The following is a 20,467-nucleotide window of genomic DNA, read 5'->3' as shown; positions in this document are numbered from 1 at the left end:
TTTATTCGCCTAAAGCTATAAAAAAAAAATTCCCCCACAAGATTTGTTTATCCTGTGGGAGAATAGATAATGTAGTGGGTGGTGCTTTACTTCAGTCGCAATATTATTTCCTGTGGCTGCTGATTACGTATCACCGTCACCGGAATTTTTCCTTTCCAGGCGGCGCCGGTTACAATATCCCGCAGGTCGTCGGCGGTTTTTACTTTCTTACCGTCTGCTGCAATGACCACATCTTTTGTTTTTATTCCGGAAGATGCCAACAAACTGTTTTCATCGATGGTTAATACCAACGCACCGGATTCATCTGCCAGGCCATAGGCCGACCGTTCTCCGAGTCCTGCGATTGATTTTATTTTTCCGCCGAGCAGGGTGATGACTTCTACGCTCGCTTCCGGGGCGCTCTGATTTAAGAATGCCGGTATGTCCGGCCGCAATGCTACATGTCCCATTACCGGCTGCATAACGCCAAAACTATCCATCGGAATATTTTTAAACCCGATACGTAGTGCGGGAGAAAGATCTGTTACGCGGTAATTACCTTTAGCGACATCCACAAACAAGGGATCTCCCGCAATGCTATGCGCATCCGTTCCGTTCTGTTGTGCTTCCTGCAAAGTGGCTTCATTGGGAAACAGGTTGTAGTCCACTTCCCTGCCCCAGGTCCTGATCTGTATGGGGAAATATTTGCGGGTCACGATATTATGTTTAAACACATCACCGCTTTGTTTAAACCAAACATGCGGATGAAAAGAGTTGTTGATCATAATATTATTCTCCACCACGCGCTGAAATCCTTCTCTCAGTTTCAGACCTCCGTTCAAACATACGTTGTTGTAAATATGATAATTGGAGGAACCATCATCCAGATCTATGTCCCAGCCATGATCGCAGCGAAAACGGTTATTCCGGATAGTGGTGGGTTGTTGTGCATCCAGCAATATCAATTCCGGATGTACGGTGGTCAGACTGTCCATATAAGCATATCGGGGAGCCCAGTAACGGTCACGCCCCCACGAATTAAAGGCACCATGATCACCGGTTTCCAGCACGGTATTAAACACATCGTTGTAAGCGAGTAAGTGGCCGCCGAAGCAACCATCGCCGATGTTGATGCCTGCGCGTGGTGTATTGTAGATACTGTTGTGACTTACCGTAATAGCGGAAGATATTTCTATTTCCACACCGGTAGCCTGCTTTTCGATGTCGCCCACGTGATGAATGATACTGTTTTCCACCACACATTCCTTCGGATAATTGTTGGTGGCGGGGCCAGGTGTTTTATCGAGTTGTGCGTAAGGGGTATAGTCTTCATACCTGAAGTTAGGCGACCGTACTGCTTTCGCGTCTCCTACGAAACAAACAGCGCTGGCGCCCAGGTCGTGGATATAACAGCCACTGATGGTATCGTGGTAATTGTAGTTACTCAGCATGATGGCATTCCCTCCCAGTCCGCTGAATTCGCAACCGGTAATATGGCAGTTTTCCGTACCATCCAGCAATACGGCGCCGCCGCGGTAGATGGTCCAATCGCTGCGCAGCAGTGGCTCCCGGGTATCCATAAAGGTGCGCTCATTGTGAATGAAGTGCAGTCCTTTCAGGGTCACATTTTTCACCTGAGCAGTAGCAGATCCCCTCAGTACGAGGCTGTTTTTTAAATGCGCTACTTCTACGCGCGCCTGCTCCAGGTTCACATCTCCCGAAGGGTAATAATATAACTGACGGGCTTTACTATCCAGGTACCATTCGCCGGCTACATCCAGTTCTTCGAGGTTGTTTTCCACAAAACGATATTCCGCATGCATGCGGTTAGGGCGATTGTTTTGCCAGCCGCCTTCGAGGGTAAGCGTGGTGTCTTTTTTACCGGTGATGCGGTAGTGAAAGCCGCCCCAGTCGGATGCGTGCAGTGCATGTACATATCCATTTTCCGGATGTTGCCATTTGCCGGCACGGTCCAGTGCATCTTTAGCGGTACCATGAAATACTTTAGCAGTGGAATCATAGTTAGGATAACGTGCCAGTACCTGCAGTTGCCCGTTTACAAACAGGCGTTCAAAAGTAACGCCGGCGGGTACGCTGGCCACATAGATGCCATTTTTCCAAGGCTTCCATTGCAGTGATAATAATCTGCCGGCACTGATAAATACTTCTTCCCGCTGCCAGGCGGTGATGTCCAAACTTTTGCAGCTCATATCAGCAGCGGCCAGTGTGATTTCTTTTTCCAGGTAGTAGGTGCCGCCGTGCAGTGCTACCGTTACCTGTTCGTTGTTACGTTTCATGGCCAATGCAACTGCCCGGTCCACTGTTTTCAAAGGTTTGGCCGCAGTGCCGGTTCCACGGTCATTACCATTGACCGATACATGCAAAACGGTTTGCGCACCGGCCAGTTGAGCGGAGAGCATAATACAACAAAAGAAAAAAATCTGTTTCATATGATGATGCTGGGAATACATTCCCCTTGATGTACAGCTAATATTTTTCATAAAAAATACGTGGCGTGGAGACACCCATCATGGCGCGCCGGCCGGGTGTATAATATACTCCTGACTTGAAATATAAAGATAAAGTCCGCATTCACAGCGGGAAAAAGCATAGTTGCGAAAAAAATATTGATAAAAAAGAAAATCATACCGGCATTAACGGTCTACCTATGCTTATCATGAGTCAAGCGAACATTTAATTGTATATCTTAAAGGCATAAACGACAATGTTCTCTATGCGCTTTTCCGTTCTTGTTTTTGCTATCCCTTTACTACTTGCCATGACCGCGCGTGCGCAGGAAATGACAACCCTCCGTATTGATCCGGCTGCCGCTACCGGTGGCACGGCTTCCCAGCTGATAGAAGATATTTCGTTTACCACCCTGGAATCGAAAAACGAAAGTATATTCGGAAGTATTGAGCAATTGATAGTAACACCCGAATATTATATTATCCTGGATACACAAACAAGCGCCATCCTCCTTTTTGATAAATCAGGAAAGTTCCATACCAAAATAACATCCGGTATGGTGAAAAAAGAGGGCCACTTTTACCTTTATCACATCAACTATGATAAATTCAGTCGGCTGATCCAGATACCCGGTGATAAGGAAATCATCTGTTATAATACGGATGGAAAATTCGTTAAGAAAATAAAAACATATGGCTATGGCTTTGACAGACTGAATATTGCCAAAGGTAAAGTAGCCGGACATTCGTATAATGTGAATAAAAAGCACAAGGACTCCCTTGCCAATGAGATAGTGATCATAGACGAACAGGGCATCTCGAAAAAGCATCTTCCTTATAATATCAAATATGCGCCGATCGAAAGCAATGATGTACTAGGTACCGGCCATGGTGCATTTTATGCCACAGAAGATACCGCTGCGTTCTTTGTACGTCCTTATGATTTCAAAGTATATTATCTCAGCGACAACTCTTTTTATCCGGCGTATCAATTTGTGTTTCCTATGTCTAAAACACTGCCACGTGATTTCCTGACAGATTCTACATTGAATGGCAAGCGTGTGGCTTACCTGGAAAAAAATCAAGCCTTTTATTATAACATGGATGGTATTTACCGAATGGGCAACAACCTGTTTTTCCGCCCCGTTAGTTTTGGTTACACGGATCGCAAAGATGGATTTATTTATAACCTGGCATCCAAACATTTAATTGGACTAGATAAAATCTCCCCGGACGAACGCACTCATTTTCTTTTTGTAACAGATACCAAACTGGGTGGCTGGGATTTTATCAGTCATAATTTTTTAACCACCGACAGTACTTCTTTTTATACTTCTTATTCTTCTTTGGCATTGTTCCAGCAAAAAGAGGCGCTGAAAGATAAGAAGCTGGTGTATCCGCCGGTACTTGCCGCGTACTTCCAGGATTCCAAAAACAAAAGAGGCAATCCGGTGATTATCAGGGTGACATTTAAAAAAGAGATGTAGTGCTGACCTATACATGAAAAGACGCTGTGCCGTCAGGCAACCAGGAAATTGTTAATTATATTTGTCTTTTTGTAAAGTTTACTTTACTTTTAAGAAGATAAAAGCATTTTCCATGTTTACTATTACCAAATATGTGGGCGCCGCCCTGGTGCTGACTGGTCTTCCTCTTTTAATTCTCCAACACGCTACCCTGGGATCAGAGCTGCCGTTAATCACGGGCTTATTCCTGATATTTTTTACGAAAGAAAAAAATGAAGATGAAAGGTCGCAGCAGCTTCGAGCCAGTGCATTGATGATCAGTTTTGTGGTCGGGTATATTTTTGAAATAGGAACTACTTACCTGTATGATAAAGGTATTTCTCCTTTTCAGTTAGCGCATCCCCGTTATTTTATCATCTTTGTGCTGACGCTGGGTATTATTATTTTTTACACCAAACTTTTCGCTACTGCTTATAGTAAGTCTGCATGAAAAATTTCCTGAAAGTAGCGCGGGCAAAACAAAATATGACACAGGGTACCTTAGCTGAAAAAGTGAAGGTATCCCGGCAAACGATTAATGCTATTGAGCTTGGCAAATTTGTTCCCTCTACCCTGCTGGCTTTAAAGCTGGCTAAGATGCTACATACCACGGTGGAAGAACTATTTACGCTGGAAGCGCCGGATGCGTAGGCTGCGTTGGCATGAATTTTTATAACATACCTGCAAACTAAACCAATACCGTTAAATCATATTTTATGACTAATACCGCCATAGATAACACTCCTAAGCAAAAGCTGCTGATAGTTGAAGATGAAGGAGAGATGTGTTTACTCATCAATCTCTTACTGGATGGAAAGGGAATGGAGATCGAACATGTACCGACCATTACCGAAGCTGTGGAATATTTTCAACAACAGCCACCCGCCATTGTGTTGCTTGATAACCGCCTTCCGGATGGTTTCGGGCTTGATTTCATCAGTTATCTCAAAGAAAAATATCCGGCTACCAAAATCATTATGATTTCAGGTATGGATGCCGCTGCAAAAGATATTGCGCTGGAAAATGGAGCCGATCTTTTCCTGGAAAAGCCATTTAATAAAAGCACGCTTTGTCAGTCTATCATGGAGCTGTTGAATTAAAATGATGGCAAGGTAATCCTGGTGGCTATTTTTCCAACCAGGATTCCTGCATTTGATTATTTACTGAACGTAATCAATACCGCTGAATGACCTACGGCTATAAGAAAATAAATCTGAATGTACCTGCTTTTATCCGGGGCCGTTATCATCAATGAATTATCTTTCTCCGTTCGTAGCTTTTCAGGAAAAAGTTGGCTGTATGTTTTTTTCAACTGCTCATACAATTCTTTGTTCTCCTCATATTCTTTTTTCCCGCTTTTAATCACGTACGAATAATTGCTTACGCCACGTGCGCTGGTAGAGGTAACCGCGTATGCACCCTCTGGCCAGGGCTTTCCAATTCCATTGTATTTTTTAGTATAATATCCGTTACTGCCGGTATACTTCCGGATGAGTGCATACGCTTCGGGATTAAAAGTAATGAGTTCCTGCTCCGTCAGGTCCCACCTGAATTTATAGGTCAGTGCAATGCTGTCCATCCGGTCAATATACATTTTGTTTGTCCGGTCCCTGGCGCCCATCGCCTCCGCCAGCCTGGTTGCCTGCTCACCATATAAAGAATTGCCATATTGTTGGGCAAACTGGCTCAAACTTGCTTCGGTATAGGTTTTTAATGCCTGATCCCAGGCGGCCTGAATGGTCCGATAGTTTGCCGGGGTGATGTTGCCTGCTGCTATTTTTTGCATAAAGATCATGGCCGATAGCGTATCGTATAATTTCCGGCTATCGCGCGACCAGATATTAAAGTCGCCTTCGGGTGAAGGAAACAGAAAACCTACGCTTTGTCTTTTTTCGCTGTTGAACTTTTTACCATCTCTATAAAAATCAACCGTGATACTCTCCGGCGGGAAGTAGACGTTTACCATTGCAGCCTGTTTACCTCGTGTATGGCTCCGGACAATAGAAACAGCTTTACTGAAGTCTATATTTTCAATGAGCTGCAGGTATTCCTGGTCCTTATCTTTCAGATAAACGGCATGGAATGCCAATCCATTGTGATACATGAGCCGGAAACTTGTTTCCGGTAAACTCACCATAAAACTATCTCCCTGGAAACTGCCTAAAGTTTTTCCTTCTGTTCCCTTCTCTATATTATTTATTACGGTGGAGTACCTGTCAATAGCGTCGTACGCGGTTTGTGCGGATGATTGCGCTGCTGTTAATACTATTAACAGCGTGATCAAATATCTTTTCATATAATGACGATGGATGAAATGCTATTAATAGTTATGATTAGTGGCTTCGATAGTACCATCATTATTTACATAATACACTACATATTTCCTGATGTCGTATTCCGCAAAGAAACAATATTTGTAACCCGAGGAAGGCCTTCTATCTTCTATGCTGAGTATACCGTCTGATTGATTAATAACGTGTCCGCCCTGGTTATACCCTACGCCGGTATATTTTTTAACCGGAATGGTTTCTTTCGTCTGCAGGTTATAGATCACCACATCATCGCACACATAATTACTATAAATGCTGCGACAATTAAAGAAGCCTCTGATAATAATAAACCAGTTATCGGCCATGTGTACGACCGCGGTAATCGACTCGTCATTGAATAACCTTTTCCCTTGCGCATCCACGATGTCCGATATGTACATCTCTCCTTTTCTTTGGGAGCCATTCACCTGCTTTTTCTTTTTCAGGGTAACAATGCCTATATTCGGGGGAAATGCGGTTTTAAAGGCCTGCGCCCCGGCGCCATAGGTCATCAGCCATTCATCATTTCGAAGTACGGTATCTTTGTTGACGTTGCGGAAGTAATTACCCTGGTAACTGTTAGCGCCTATATACGAGATAAAAGGATAAGCCGTTCCAAACATCAGCACCTTTTTTGGATCAACGGCCACCTTTTCGGGCTTGTCGGGCACCACACTTTTCGTTTTGGACTCCGGCATGTTCACATACACCGTTGTTGATTTATTGGCTTCAAGGGCAGCGGCTCTTTCTGCCTTGAATCTTGCCTGCTCTTCATCCGAGCGCTTTTTGTCGGCCGCTGCCCTCACGGCTTCGACTCTTTTGTCTTCCGCAACTTTAGCTTCTCTTTCCAGCTTCTCTTCCTTCACGCAGGCCAGACAGGGAGAAGATCCTTCATAGTTGTAGTTTTTGTTCTTTTTCACATAACGGCAGGAAGACATTACGCCTGAAAGATTGTGCTGTTGCGCAAACAATTGGATACAGGGCCCCGAGAGGAGGAGCAGTAGAAAATATTTCATCGCCATAGTACAGGTATAGGTATTAAGCTACAATTGTTACATATCGAACAAATGCATCATTGCAATATAGTGAATATATTTTCTCATTGTATTTTCCTTAATGGGATCAGTGCCTTTCAAATTTTGTACATTGATGGTTATAACTGGTCGTAAATGAAATGGTCCATATTCCGTACCGGAAAGAAACCCAGCATCTCCATACAGCATCCCAGCTTTGGTTTGATGACCTACCATCACCGCAGATGGCTTATTTTTGGCGGTTACTTTACGGGGGCGCCCTACTTTAAGCCGGTATCTGCAAAGGTGCCACTCCACATCGTAGCCAATGCCGAAGGTCCAACGCAAGCGCAGGCAGATTATTTTGAGGTGCTGGAAACGCAGTATGTGTCTTTATTTCCCGAGATAGCGCCACGAATAAAAGCAGCGGCCTACAATGGAGAGGAGGAATTTATTTTTGAGGATTTCTCCAAAGATTTCCGGCTGCAGGGCATGCAGATTTATACAGATAAAAGTAACGCTATACTATGTGAACTGACCTTTGCAACGGATCTTGCCCCGGCGTATCTCTTTCATGTGGTGTTGGATGGGCTGCAACTAAAGGAAGTAGTGATATCCGAATAACAAAAAACCCCACGTTAGTACGTGAGGTTTTCGTTTTCCAGGTGGATTTTATATTAGTAAGTTGCATCCATCAGCAATGATTCTCCCATTACTTTCATAAACAGTTGTTCATTCAGTAAGTCCTTGATCGATTTAATAATAAAGTCAGGAGAATAACCAAAATGTGCGAGGTCACTTTCATGTGTTACACCCGACAGCGTAAGTATAGTGGTGAAGCCCATAGATCCGGCGCCGAGAATATCGGTGCCCATGGTATCTCCGATCATCACGGTTTCATCGGTGGTTAATCCCAGTGTTTTCCGCGCCATCCGCATCATTACAGGGCTGGGTTTTCCCACGCTAAAGGCTTTAATACCGCTGGCAGATTCCAGCATAGCTACGAGTGCGCCGCAACCCGCTCTGTATTTGCCATCACCGATCGGGCAATTCGGATCCAGGTTGGTCGCTATTAATTTGGCGCCTTTCATAATCATATTGATGGCTTTATCAACAGATTCCAGCATGATGGTTCTGCCTTCGCCGATAATTACATAATCAGGTTGGTCGTCTACGATGGAATAGCCGGCATTATACAGTTCCGTGAGCAAGCCTCCTTCACCGATTACATAGGCAGTTCCATTTTCTTTTTTTGACGCCAGGTACCTGGCAGTGGCCATTGCGCAGGTAAAGATATCTTCGTCATTTACCTTAAAGCCCATCTTATTCAGCTTGTAGCAAACATCTCTGCTGGTTCTTTGGCTATTATTTGTCAGAAACAGAAAAGGAAGCCCTTTATCCCGAAGACCATTAATAAATTCTACAGCGCCGGGAATTGGTTCACTTCCCTTGTAGATTACACCATCCATGTCGATTAGAAATCCCTTTTTTTTCATAGCAATTCGATGTTTGGTTACTTTATAAGTTTGACAATAAAAAATAACATTCATAAAAAACTATGGAACGGATAAAGGCGGGAAGCTGCGTAGATACAGCAGTACACGAGGTACAGATAACAAGTAGTTGTTGTTATCTGAGCTAAAGATAATAATAAATTTCAAGAATTTAAATTTTTTTAAAAAGGGGCAACTTTGTTAAAGTGGCTATGCTTCGTCTTTGGTATTTTTGACCAGGCCGATACCCGACACAAAGAAGATAATACCTATAACCGCCGCTACGAGCAATTCGCGCCATTGCATACTGTGCTTAATGAAGCCCATTCCGGCATAAATGAGGCCGATTATCCCCAAAATGGTTAGTAGTGTCCCGAAAAGTCTTTTTACATTCATACATTGGTGTTTGATTTTTATATCGGACAATATCTGTGCCGTGAGGCGAAGATATTCAACTTGCGGGTACCACTCCTTTGCCTGACTTGATAAACAGCAGCGCCATCAAACCACCCAGGAATCCAAGGGCAGCAGAGAGGCGCATGATTTTTCCATAAGCTTCCACAAAGCCGGCATGATATACTTTCAGCACCGTCGCCTGCTGTGCTGCATCCAATTGCGTTGGTGGCTGCGCGTTACCAAGATTCACTGCCTGCGCCATCACCAATTCTTTCTGCTGCTGATCCAACGGAAAGCTGTTCATATCCTTTTGTATAGCGGTAGAGAAGAATAATACTGCCAGCGAGCCAAAAACAGCATTGGCAAAAACGCCTGCAATACGTGTAATTGCATTATTGATACCGGAGGCCGTTCCTGATAAATGATTACTCACTGCCCCCATCACCGAAGCAGTGAGCGGCGCCACCGTAAATGACATCCCCAATCCCAATATCACGATGCCCGGAAAAAAGGTAGTCCAGTAATCGGCAGGACCATTTGTTTGCTGTACAAATGACAGCAATAATAACCCGGTGCCCGCTAAACAGGGTCCTATGATGAGGAAAAGCCGGGGGCCATGTTTATCCGCCAGACTCCCGGCAAAACGGGCGATGCTGATCATTAAAACGGTGAACGGCAGAAAGGTAAGCCCTGATTCCAACTGGCTGTAACCCTGCACCTGCACCATGTTCAGCGACAGGAATAACATGCCCACGCCCAATCCTGCGTACAGGAAAAAAGTCAGGAGGTTAGCGCCACTAAAAGTTAAATTGCGGAACAAAGGCAATGGCAGCATAGGATCGCTGCTTTTATGCTCTACCACTACAAAGGCAATGAGCAATACGATTCCGGCTATGATGGACCCATATACTTTCACATCTCCCAAACCTACTGCCGGCATACGCAGGAAACCAAAGGTAAGCAAGGCTAGCCCAAATGCGATGAGGATGGCGCCCGGAAAATCAAGCCCCTTCTGCGTATCTGCCTCTTTGCTTTCCGGTACCTTCCAGGCCAGGAATAATAATGCCAGCAGTCCAATGGGCACGTTAATAAAAAAGATGTAGCGCCATAATCCCGCATCGGCCAGTGCACCGCCCAGTACAGGGCCTCCCATGGTGACCAGGGTAGTCACAGCAGACCAGGTACCAATGGCCTTCCCTCTTTCTTTTTCATGGATGCCGGAAGATATTAAAGACAGACTCCCCGGTATCATCAGTGCCCCGCCAACGCCCTGTATCATTCTGAAAATGATCAGCATGGCGGCGCTGCCCGCCAATCCACAGGTAGCGGAGCCCAGAATGAAAATAAAGATCCCTGTCATGAATACTTTCTTACGCCCCAACCTATCGCCCAATGTACCGCCAATGAGTATCAGGGAAGCGAGCATCAACAGATAGGCGTTGAGTACCCAGAAGAGGTCTGCTCCGGAGGCTTTCAGATTCCGCTGCAGAGAAGGCAACACCACATTTAATGCGGTGGCATCTATAAAGGCCATGGCAGAGGCCAGTATAGTGGTCACCATAATCCACTTACCTTCGGAACTGCGGAGCGATACGGTTGTCATAATTGGAGAGATGAGGATAACAAGTTAACATACATTCATTTAAAATGTTCCCCATCGCCCTCATTTATCATATAGTTAACCACCGGTCCACCGAATACCGGCCACCGCCCGTGAGGAACAAGACGATACAAATTCCCAATACCAGCAAATGATATTCGAAGCCTTCCTGCCCGGCGGGTAATTTGCCGAACCAGTTCATGAAAAAGCCGTTCCTGCCGTGAATGCTGATGATCATGCCGATAAACAATCCAAAAATGCCCAGGGCAGCAATTCGTGTACCGGTACCTGTTAGCAATAGCAGCATGCCGGCGCATTCCACAACGATCGCCAGCACTGCGAGGTAAGCAGGCAATCCGGCTACACCAGTCATAAATTTCATTTCACCGGATAATCCCGGTCCATTAAACCATCCAAACATTTTCTGCACGGCATGAGGAAACAATACCATACCTATGGTCCATCTTAATACCAGGCCGGTCCAGCCGTTGTCCGTTGCTAAAATTTGCTGCATCATCGCTTTGTACATTTTATTTGATACAAAGGTGAGTCATCCAACGGCTTCCATCCTGTGACATTTATCAAAAAATAACCGTCAACAATATCACATTTTCTTCGCGGCCTGACTACGGATACGACTCAGTGTTTCCCGGCTAATGCCCAGATACGCCGCAATATGTTGCTGGGAAAGACGCTGCTCAATTGCTCCGTAATCCTCCAGGAATGCGTTATACCGCTCTTCCGCCGATTTCTGTAACAACAACACCCGTTTTTGTCCCACTGCGAAAGCCTGTTGTAATACCTTATGGAAATACCTTTCCAACACCGGTACTTCCGTGTATAATGTTTCCAGCGCATCCATGTTTATCTGCAGTACTTCTGTGGCTTCCAGCGCCTCGATGTTGTAAACAGAAGGGGTTTGTGTAAGCAGGCTATACCGGTCTGTGATCCACCAGTCTTCAAAACCAAAATGAATGATGCGCTCCCGCCCTTCTGTATCCACTTCATATTGGCGTAGTCCTCCCTTTATCACAAAATGATCGCGTTTGCAGATATCTCCTTCCTGTAACAGGTATTGGTGCTTCCGCAGCGTTTTTAGCTCCAGTGCATTACAAAATATTTGTCCGGCGGTTTCGTCAAGGGCAATGTACCGGGCTACATGATTCAGCAGGCGTGTATACATGCTTCAAAGATAAAAGTTTATGGTGCGAAACAAAAAAAGCGGCCCCACAACAGGCGCCGCTTTTCATCGTTTTTATTTTACTGCATTATTTCTTTTGATCCCACCAAACCTTCGATAAATAGGAATCCCCATTCGTTAACCCGGAAACAGCTGCTTTATAATTATCAGTATTCAGCAATGCTTCCAGCGAAGAATATACTGCTCTGCGCGGAATAGTCCCATTAGTGGACCCGGTATTGGGGCCTGGTGTGAGCACCGGATAGCCTGTGCGGCGCCATTCGGCATAGGCTTCATAGTCACGACCAAACAAGGCGATCCATTTTTGGGTCATGATTTTTTCCAGTTGTTTTTCTGATGAAAGACCTGCCAGCGAAAATTCGGCATCGATATATGTTTGCGGGATATTGGTAATGTTATACGGCTGCATGGCCATGGCTGCGCGGATACCATCCTGGTAGAACTTCTCTGCCTCTGCCGGAGTGGCGCCCCAGCCCATTAGTGCGGCTTCTGCCTTGAAAAAACATACATCCGCGTACGTTAGCACATAAGCAGGTATAGGTGTGGCGAAGGTTCTGTTAAAGTAGGTGGTCATGGACGCGGTAGAATAATCATCTTTAATGACGCCAGACAATAACGCGTCTGTTAACGCCACGCCAATACCTTTGTACAGCGGAGTACCACTGTTTTTCGAATTAACGGTAGGCGCTGCGATGAGGGTGAGCCGCGGATCTTTTTTATCATTCAGCGTAGCTACAAATGCGGAGGCCAGGTAGCGAAGATCCGGGCTACCACTGATAAACTGTTGCAGAATAGGATTGGCATTGGAAGTTTGCGCATCGTTAAACGTGGGCACGGCAGCGTTATCTTTATTATCCGCAAAGAGCGGCTGACTCATAGCTTCGCGCACTGTTTTTTCCGCCAGCTGCGGATTGGCGTATTTAATGCGCATGCCTAAACGAAGTTTCAGTGAGTTGCCAAATTTCTTCCAGTTATCGGTGCCCCCTTTATAGTAAAAGTCTGCGTTACCATACGACTCATCAGTGGCGTTGATATTAGCGATGGCTGCATCCAGGTCCGCAATCAGTTGCGTGTAAATAGCTTCCTGACTATCATAAACCGGCTTGTTATTTACGTCTGTGGCGTCTTCTGTCGTTTTGGAAAAAGGTACAGCTCCGAAAAGGTCGGTGAGTCTTTGCCATATAAATATTTCAAGGATGCGGGCGATGGCCAGTTTCGTTCTGCCTGCCGGCACATTTTCCTTTCCTTTTAATGCCTGGTTGCGGATTTGCCCCAGGTTGCGCAACAGCGTATAATGTGCTGCCCACATATTATTGTCGGGTTGCTGAATATAGCGGGAGGTGGGTGCCACCAGTCCACCGGCCCAGTATTGCACCCAGGACCCTACCTGTATGTTAGCAGTTTCCGTGCCTTCGGAAAAGGCCGCGTCTTTCTGTACTTTAGACAACAACAGGGCTGGATCAATGGTCGTCACCGTGGTAGGTGGTGTATTCAGGTCACTGAAATTTTTAGTACAACCACTCCACAGCAACCCCGCTGCCAACACCAGCACGCTTGTATATATCGATGATTTGTTTTTCATGTGTGTTCGTTTTTAAGTCAGCACTGTTTAAAGATCGATGCTCAGGTTTACGCCAAAATTTCTCATCATAGGCAAAGCGGTAGACTCGAGTCCCAGTGAGGAATTGTTGACGTTAAACGAAGAAGCTTCGGGCGAGAAACCATCCGTTTTCCGTTGGAAATAAAACAAATTCCGGCCATAGATACCTATGTTCATTCTGCGGATGATTTTACCGGAAAACAGTTTTGATGGTAAGGCGTAGCTCAAACTAATTTCCCTCATGGCCACATAGCTGGCATCATTCATCATTTCTTCCGATACCACGTTCTCTTTGTCGCTGGCCACTACGTTCCAGTAATCCTGTGCGGAGACTTTCATTCCATTCTGTTTGCCGGTGCTGATCCAGTTACCGGCATTATCTTTCTCTGCTATCATACCGCTGGCAACATAGCTACCATCTCTGCCGGCGAGGGTTTTCTTAGTGGTTCCATAAATCAGTTCTTCACGATTGCTTTGCGAGTATACCAGTCCACCCTGGCGAATATCTACCAATGCGGCTAATGCAAAGCCTTTGTAGCGGAAGGTGTTGGAGAAGCCACCGGTCCAGTCAGGCATAGCATTACCCAACTCTGTAAGCTGACGGCCTTGCGTGCGTAGTGGTAAACCTGTTACCGGATCTATGAGGCGATTGCCCGCTGCATCTTTCAACCAGGCAAAGCCGGTACCGATCATAGTGCCGAAAGGCTTGCCCGGTGCAGCAATTACATTAATCCCCCTGTCGCTGCCCAACACAAATGTTTCTACACCTGCGGTGAGTGCCACCACTTCATTCCGATTACGCGAAAAATTAAAGATGCTCTCCCAGGTAAAGCCGTTGGCGAGTTTCACCGGTGTACCGCTTAAGGATACCTCAAAACCTTTGTTGCGGATTTCTCCGGCGTTAATACGGCGGGCTTCAAATTTACTGGATGGTGGTAACGGTACATCGAGGATCTGATTTTTCGTACTGGCGTTATAGTAAGTAAAGCTAACGCCTAAACGATTATTCAACAAGCGGATGTCGGTACCAAATTCCACGGAGGTGGTCAGTTCATTCTTCAGGTTAGGATCTGGAATAATAGAAGTAAATGCGGCCAGTGGTTGTCCGCCGTGGGTGAACTGATCCAGGCTATAGGCGCCCGTGAGTTGGTAAGGATTACCGGAGCTGCCGGCCTGGGCCAGGGAGCCACGCAGCTTCCAGAAATTAATGATATTACTTTTCATGTTGAGCAGATCAGTCATAATAAGACTGGTGCTCACAGAAGGATAAAAGAAAGCGTTGTTGCTGGCAGATAAAGTAGAGGACCAGTCGTTTCTCGCAGAGAAATCTATAAACCAGTAGTTACGAAAGGCCAGTTGTCCGAAGCCATACACGGAGTTGATTTCAGATTCCTGCAAATCAAAAAGATAGGAATTGGTCAGTGTATTATTGATCACGTGCAGGTCCGGCACAATAAATTCTTTCCCGGTATTACCTGTCATGCGCATGAATTTTTTCTGATGACTGGCGCCGGCATTCAATCCCAGAGTGAAGTCCTTGCTCAGTTCCAGGTTACCATTCAATAATACATCGTAGTTATCTTCCCTTACCCGGATCACTCTTTCTTCGATGTCACCATTCCTGTTCTGGCTCTGGTAAGTACCTTTGGCCCTCCAGCGCAGGCGGTCTTCTGTATAAAAATCAGTACCTCCCCTGGCAGTTAATTTCAACCATTTGTTGAACTCATACGACAAACGCAGCATCCCTAAAATACGGTCGCGCTGATCTGTATTGGATGTTTTATGGATGGTCCAGTAGGGATTGGCAGTGGAGCTATTGGTAGCATAGGTTTTCTCCAGACCGGGTGTTACGCCACTGTAACCGAATTGTTTGGCTACATCTGCCGCCGTCCAGGTATAATCTGCCAGTGTGCTCAAAGGCATGCTGCGGGGCTGACTGATAAACAGGTAGGCCGGATTATCAGAAGCATCAGAGAGCGTAGGTCTGTTTTTACCTTTTTGGGAGATGTAGTTGATCTTGGCATCCAACTGCAATTTAGGCGTGATATACGCCTGTGTACGAAGATTAAACGTATTTCTGTCAAGCGTGTTGGTCGGTACGTATCCGTCTACATGCGTATTGGAGTAAGAGAAGCGATACGTTACTTTATCGTTGCCTCCATCGGCGCTGATATTATTGACGAATTGTTTTTCAGAGTTGAAAAAGTCTTTGTAGGTATTAGGTTGTGGCGTAAGCGACAATATGCTTCCCCACTGATCTTCGTATTGCTGACCTTCCATTTTAGCGCCCCAGCTGCTGCGGGCAATTCTATCGCGGCCAGCGCTCATTTTGGGCATACCTTGTAAGCCTTGTGCCCTGGCTTGTGCCATCGTATATACTTTACCGTCAGCGGCGCGGAAATGGGTAAAATCGCCATTGAGTCCCTGACCGTATTCATCCTGGAAGTCGGGTGTCACGAGTGCGTTGCCAAGTGAATAATCGCTGCTGAATTTCAACCCTATGCCTTTGCGGGAGCTCCCGGATTTGGTGGTAATAAGTATCACGCCGTTGCTCCCTCTTTGTCCGTATAAAGCGGCTGCGTTAGGGCCTTTCAGGATGGAGATGCTTTCAATATCATCCTGGTTGATATTGGAGATCCCATCGCCATAGTCCACTCCACCGGTGCTACCGGCTGCGCCAATGTTTTGGTTATCGAGCGGTACTCCGTCTACCACATACAAAGGCTGGCTGTTTCCCTGTAATGAGTTGTTACCGCGGATCAATACTTTAGAAGAACCACCCGCGCCGGAAGCCGGCTGACTCACCTGTACACCGGCTACTTTGCCGGATAAGGCGTTGGCCACATTCACTTCTTTTCCTTCGGAGAGGTCGGCGCCTTTTAATTCAGCCACGGTATATCCGAGTGATTTTGATTCACGTTTAATCCCCAGTGCTGTTACCACCACTTCCGACAGGCCTTTGGCGCCTTCTGCCAGTCGCACGTTGAGAGTGGTGTTGCCGGCAGTTTCCACCCGTTGTTTGCTGAATCCAATAAAAGAAAACAGCAATGCTTTGGCGCCTGCCGGCAATTGGATAGTGTATTTACCGGTACCATCTGTAACGGTACCTTTGGAAGATCCTTCTACCGTTACCGTTACTCCGGGCAGCGGTATTTCTTTTTCATCCGTTACCCTGCCGGTGATCAGGGTGTCTGCCAGCAAAGGAGTGGCGGGCTTTTTTATCGGGGTCTCTTTCAGGGTAATGGTGCGATCAATAATTTTGTATTCCAGCGGCTGACCAGCCAGGCACTGGTTCATCACGGTGGTGATGTCTGCATCTTTCACGGTCAGACTAACCGGCGTTGTATTTTTTAGTATATCATTGTTGTACAGAAAATAATAGCCGGTTTGTTGTTTGATGGCGGTGAATATTTCGTTGAGTGATGCCTGTTTCACTGACAACGTAATTTTCTGTGCATAAGCGGTAGCGGTGGTACTGAGGGCCACCAGTAAAAGCAGCAGTGTAGCTACTTTCATCCTTACAGGCATAGGGAGTAGCCGGTTCCGCCCGGAAGCGGAAATAGATCTTTTCATCATCGGTTTAATTTTTTAATTAATAGCGATTGATTCTTCTAAATTCTGGTTGCGGAGACAGGAATACCATCACCGTATTTTAATATATGCGTGCCCGTTATAACGGTTATTATTTTAGCATAGTTACCATCACTTTTTTTCCATTGATGGTGAAGTTGGCGCCACTTACAAAGTTGAGCATTTCCAGTACCTGCGACAAGTGGGCCTGGCGGCTGATATTTCCGCTGATCCGCTTTACCGGCAAAGGTCCGTTATATTCAATCTCCACATCGTACCAGCGGGCTACCTGTTCCATGATACCTTTAAAATCATCATCTTTAAAGAAGAAGATGCCTTCTTTCCATGCGATGGCTTTTTCTGTATCAGCGAAAGCGATGTTTACCTGGTTTTGCTGCACATTCGCCTGTTGGCCGGGTGATAGCTGCCAGCTGCGTTTATCGGGCAACTGTATTTTCACGGCGCCGCTGACGAGGGTTGTCTTCACCGCATTGCCGTAAGCACCTATATTAAAATGGGTTCCCAGCACCAGCACTTCCATGCCCTGCACCATTACTTTAAATGGCCTGGTCGTATTGGCGGCGACTTCAAAGTAGCCTTCACCGGTGAGTTCCACGCGACGTTCCTTACCGGTAAAGTGTACCGGAAATTTCAGGGAAGACGCGGCGTTCAGCCATACTTTGGTGCCATCTTCCAGGGTAAGCTGGTATTGTCCTGCACGGGCGGTAGACAATGTATTAAATAACGTAGCTGCGTTTCCGTTATCTGTCTTATTATATACCAGTTCACCTGTTTGCTGATCAATGGCGGTGCCATCGGCTTCTCTGATAGTACCGGATGGTTTGTCTCCCAGCGTCACGGTTTTGCCATTACCTAATTGCAGGGTGGCGTTATTACTGCCGGGGAGCACATCATTTTTGAAAGTATGGGAGTTGTCGGCAATAATATGTGGGTCGTTGGTCGTGGGTGTTTGCCATTTATATACTATCACCATACCACCCAGCAAGGCAGCGGCGGCGGCCCAGGAGGCTACGCTGCGCCAGGTGATGGGGCTGCGTTTGGCAACTGGCGTGGCGCGTGCCAGCACAGCTTCCCAGTCGGCCGTTACATCCAGCTGATCCTGGAATGCAATGGCTTCCCGCAGCGTGTCCGGATCTTTGAAAGCGGCAAACAGCTCCTGATGGCGTACATCTGCATCCAGCCAGGCTTGCAGCTCCTGCTGTTCGGCGGGTGTGGCCTGTTCTCTCAGGCATTTAAACATTAAATCGGCGTATTTAAACGATTCCTGGTTTTCCTCCATACAAGTGACTTACAGTATAAAGAAACGCAGGAGTAAAAATGGGGTGAAAGGGAAGTTGATTTTTTTTTGGGGAGCTATTACAAAAAGAAGAGGCTGTAGATTTCCGGATTAAGACGTTGTCTTAATAAATAAAGGCCCCGTTTCTTTTGTGTTTTCACGGTATTGATACTGATATCCAGCTGGGCGGCTATTTCCTGATTTTTTAGTCCCTCGATATATCCCATGCGGATAATCAGCTGACAGGTTTCCGGGAGTGTTTCCAGTACACGGTGTATTTCACCGGCAACTTCTGATCGGATTATTGTGAGCATCACCGTATTGTCGTCCGGCAAAACATTTTCCTGTGCGGCAACAAATTTCTCCACTACTTTTTCATGACGGAGTTGATTTAAGCAGGCATTGCGAACGCTGGTATACAGGAAGTTTTTGATAGCGATGGGATGTGCAGCTACGTTATCACGCTGCCCGAGGTAGCTGACGAATGCTTCCTGTGCGATGTCTCTTGCCTGATCTTTATTTCCGATGAACTGGAAAGCAAAGTAGCAAAGCCGGGTATAGTATGTCTTGAAAAGTGCAGCTGGCGCTATTTCCGCTAATGACCGTGACATATGAAATCCTTTCGTGATAAAATACAAGATAACCAGAATTCAGGAAGGATCAGCACAGGAGATTCACATATAGCAGTAATATACCAAAAAATATTCAGGAGGTTGGCCGGAAATTTTACGTTTGCTGTGTGGCTTGGCATGTGGGGGACCATTTTCCGGTCCCCCTTGTATAACAATTTAAGGTGTCACGGTAATTACTTTCCCTGCTACCTGGAAATGTACCCATCCGGTAGATTCCAGCACTTTTAATACATCCATCAATGGCATGTTCCGCGGGATTTTTCCAACAAACTGCTGGGAGATCTGGCCCTTGTATACAATGTCTACATCATACCAGCGGGATATTTCGCGCATTATATCCGTGATGGGAGCGTCTTCCAAATAGAAGAGTCCTGTTTTCCAGGCCAGTACAGCGTCCAGGTCTACCCGCTGCACGGCGATCTTGTCGCTGCTTTCGCGCAACCGGGCCTGTTGATAGGGCGCCAAAATCGTTTGTTCAGTCCCGTTAGCCACCCTTATTTTCCCGTATACGAGGGTCGCGGCACGTACGGGTTCATCTGCGTAGGCTTTTATGTTAAAGCCGGTACCCAGCACTTCAATTTGCATGGGGGCTTGTTGGGCGCTGGCAACGGTTACCCGGAAAGGCTGATCGCTGGCGTTGCTGACGTCAAAATAGGCTTCCCCGGTGAGTTCCACAACCCGTTCCTTACCGTTGAAAGTAGTAGGATAGCGAAGGGAGGAAGCCGCGTTCAGCCATACGTTGGTGCCATCGGGTAATTTCACCTCGTACCTGCCGCCGCGGGGCGTAATAATCCGGTTATAGGTGACTGCCGCAGCGGATTGTTTACTGGTGGCCTCATACAACAGGGCGCCATCGTGGTCCTTACGCACGAGGGCATCCCCCTGCCGGGCCAGTTCTCCTTTGGCGGCGCTGTCGAGCACCACCACGCTACCATCAGACAGTTCGAGGGTAGCCTTGGTGCCTCCCGGCAATGCGTCACTCTTGTAACGCGCTGCCAGTGGAAGGTTGGTGGAATTTATAGTCTGTTTACGATTTATTAACCAGGTGGCGCCAATACCCACCATCAGCAAGATAACCGCTGCAGCAGCGGCCCAACGGATCCACCGAAGACGATTGGCGGAAGGAGCAATGGAATGGCTATCCTTGTGAATCCGTTGCCATACATCGTTTAACGCAGCGGTTTCATCTATCTGATAAAAACGTTGCAGGGCGGCCTCTATGGCCGGCCACGCTGTAGCCGATGTATAAAACTGCCTGCTTTCTTCCGACTGTAACGACAACCACTGTTCCAATGCGGCTTCGCCGGCATTGTCCAATGTGCCCTGCAGTTTACGAAATAGCAGGCCAGCCACCTGCTGCATGGTGTCTATGTTTTGCTGATCCTTTGATGATATTGGTTCTGA

General features: G+C 46.5%; 18 protein-coding genes. 6 read left to right on the top strand and 12 right to left on the bottom strand.

Annotation, left to right across the window (positions count from 1 at the left end; all coding sequences use genetic code 11):
* Positions 1–86: 86 nt before the first annotated feature.
* On the bottom strand, positions 87–2,429 hold the full coding sequence (locus VIP81_RS28410) for a PDZ domain-containing protein (RefSeq protein ID WP_331969576.1): 2,343 nt from the start codon (positions 2,427–2,429) through the stop codon (positions 87–89).
* Between the two features lie 284 nt (positions 2,430–2,713).
* Between VIP81_RS28410 and VIP81_RS28405 the strand changes: the two genes are divergently transcribed.
* The 4 genes from VIP81_RS28405 (at position 2,714) to VIP81_RS28390 (ending at position 5,052) form a co-directional block, all read left to right on the top strand.
* A complete protein-coding gene (locus VIP81_RS28405; RefSeq protein WP_331969573.1) occupies positions 2,714–3,934 on the top strand; it encodes a 6-bladed beta-propeller in 1,221 nt (406 codons plus the stop codon).
* 112 nt (positions 3,935–4,046) lie between these two features.
* Positions 4,047–4,403, top strand: a complete 357-nt coding sequence (locus VIP81_RS28400) for a hypothetical protein (protein ID WP_331969570.1) — start codon at positions 4,047–4,049, stop codon at positions 4,401–4,403.
* Positions 4,400–4,603, top strand: coding sequence for a helix-turn-helix transcriptional regulator (locus VIP81_RS28395; RefSeq protein ID WP_331969567.1), 204 nt, complete (start codon positions 4,400–4,402; stop codon positions 4,601–4,603). The genes VIP81_RS28400 and VIP81_RS28395 overlap by 4 nt, the downstream gene beginning before the upstream one ends.
* Positions 4,604–4,668: 65 nt before the next feature.
* A complete protein-coding gene (locus tag VIP81_RS28390) occupies positions 4,669–5,052 on the top strand; it encodes a response regulator (RefSeq protein ID WP_331969564.1) in 384 nt (127 codons plus the stop codon).
* Between the two features lie 56 nt (positions 5,053–5,108).
* On the opposite strand, the gene VIP81_RS28385 is transcribed toward VIP81_RS28390, so the two are convergent.
* Together VIP81_RS28385 and VIP81_RS28380 are read right to left on the bottom strand one after the other, a co-directional pair.
* Positions 5,109–6,248, bottom strand: coding sequence for a hypothetical protein (locus VIP81_RS28385; protein ID WP_331969561.1), 1,140 nt, complete (start codon positions 6,246–6,248; stop codon positions 5,109–5,111).
* A gap of 24 nt (positions 6,249–6,272) precedes the next feature.
* Entirely contained in the window at positions 6,273–7,277 is a 1,005-nt protein-coding gene (locus VIP81_RS28380) for a hypothetical protein (RefSeq protein ID WP_331969558.1), read from the bottom strand.
* Between the two features lie 153 nt (positions 7,278–7,430).
* Between VIP81_RS28380 and VIP81_RS28375 the strand changes: the two genes are divergently transcribed.
* Positions 7,431–7,898, top strand: a complete 468-nt coding sequence (locus VIP81_RS28375) for a hypothetical protein (RefSeq protein ID WP_331969555.1) — start codon at positions 7,431–7,433, stop codon at positions 7,896–7,898.
* 53 nt (positions 7,899–7,951) lie between these two features.
* Here the strand turns inward: VIP81_RS28375 and VIP81_RS28370 are convergent, their stop codons facing one another.
* Positions 7,952–8,770 carry an HAD-IIA family hydrolase gene (locus VIP81_RS28370; protein ID WP_331969553.1) on the bottom strand — a complete coding sequence of 273 codons (819 nt, stop codon included), beginning with the start codon at positions 8,768–8,770 and terminating at the stop codon, positions 7,952–7,954.
* Between the two features lie 195 nt (positions 8,771–8,965).
* On the opposite strand from VIP81_RS28370, the gene VIP81_RS28365 reads away from it, so the two are divergent.
* Positions 8,966–9,133, top strand: a complete 168-nt coding sequence (locus VIP81_RS28365) for a hypothetical protein (RefSeq protein WP_331969551.1) — start codon at positions 8,966–8,968, stop codon at positions 9,131–9,133.
* Between the two features lie 85 nt (positions 9,134–9,218).
* Here the strand turns inward: VIP81_RS28365 and VIP81_RS28360 are convergent, their stop codons facing one another.
* The 8 genes from VIP81_RS28360 to VIP81_RS28325 all read right to left on the bottom strand — a co-directional run.
* Positions 9,219–10,766, bottom strand: a complete 1,548-nt coding sequence (locus VIP81_RS28360; protein WP_331969548.1) for an MFS transporter — start codon at positions 10,764–10,766, stop codon at positions 9,219–9,221.
* Positions 10,767–10,833: 67 nt separating this feature from the next.
* Positions 10,834–11,280 carry a DoxX family protein gene (locus VIP81_RS28355; RefSeq protein ID WP_331969545.1) on the bottom strand — a complete coding sequence of 149 codons (447 nt, stop codon included), beginning with the start codon at positions 11,278–11,280 and terminating at the stop codon, positions 10,834–10,836.
* A gap of 87 nt (positions 11,281–11,367) precedes the next feature.
* The gene (locus tag VIP81_RS28350; RefSeq protein WP_331969542.1) at positions 11,368–11,946 is read right to left on the bottom strand and encodes a Crp/Fnr family transcriptional regulator; all 579 of its coding nucleotides are present in this window, start codon (positions 11,944–11,946) and stop codon (positions 11,368–11,370) included.
* Positions 11,947–12,031: 85 nt separating this feature from the next.
* On the bottom strand, positions 12,032–13,546 hold the full coding sequence (locus tag VIP81_RS28345; RefSeq protein WP_331969539.1) for a SusD/RagB family nutrient-binding outer membrane lipoprotein: 1,515 nt from the start codon (positions 13,544–13,546) through the stop codon (positions 12,032–12,034).
* A 27-nt stretch (positions 13,547–13,573) separates the two neighbouring features.
* Positions 13,574–17,140, bottom strand: a complete 3,567-nt coding sequence (locus VIP81_RS28340; RefSeq protein WP_331969536.1) for a SusC/RagA family TonB-linked outer membrane protein — start codon at positions 17,138–17,140, stop codon at positions 13,574–13,576.
* Between the two features lie 106 nt (positions 17,141–17,246).
* The gene (locus tag VIP81_RS28335; RefSeq protein ID WP_331969533.1) at positions 17,247–18,434 is read right to left on the bottom strand and encodes a FecR family protein; all 1,188 of its coding nucleotides are present in this window, start codon (positions 18,432–18,434) and stop codon (positions 17,247–17,249) included.
* 77 nt (positions 18,435–18,511) lie between these two features.
* Complete coding sequence (locus VIP81_RS28330) at positions 18,512–19,042, bottom strand: RNA polymerase sigma-70 factor (protein ID WP_331969530.1); 531 nt, start codon at positions 19,040–19,042, stop codon at positions 18,512–18,514.
* A gap of 177 nt (positions 19,043–19,219) precedes the next feature.
* On the bottom strand, positions 19,220–20,467 hold a 1,248-nt coding region (locus tag VIP81_RS28325), incomplete at its 5' end, for a FecR family protein (protein WP_331969527.1).

Origin of the sequence: Chitinophaga sp., assembly GCF_036566945.1 — a bacterium.
In the GTDB taxonomy this organism is placed as follows: domain Bacteria; phylum Bacteroidota; class Bacteroidia; order Chitinophagales; family Chitinophagaceae; genus Chitinophaga.
The sequence above is the reverse complement of the archived record's forward strand: the minus strand, read 5'-3'. Positions and strand labels throughout refer to the sequence as shown.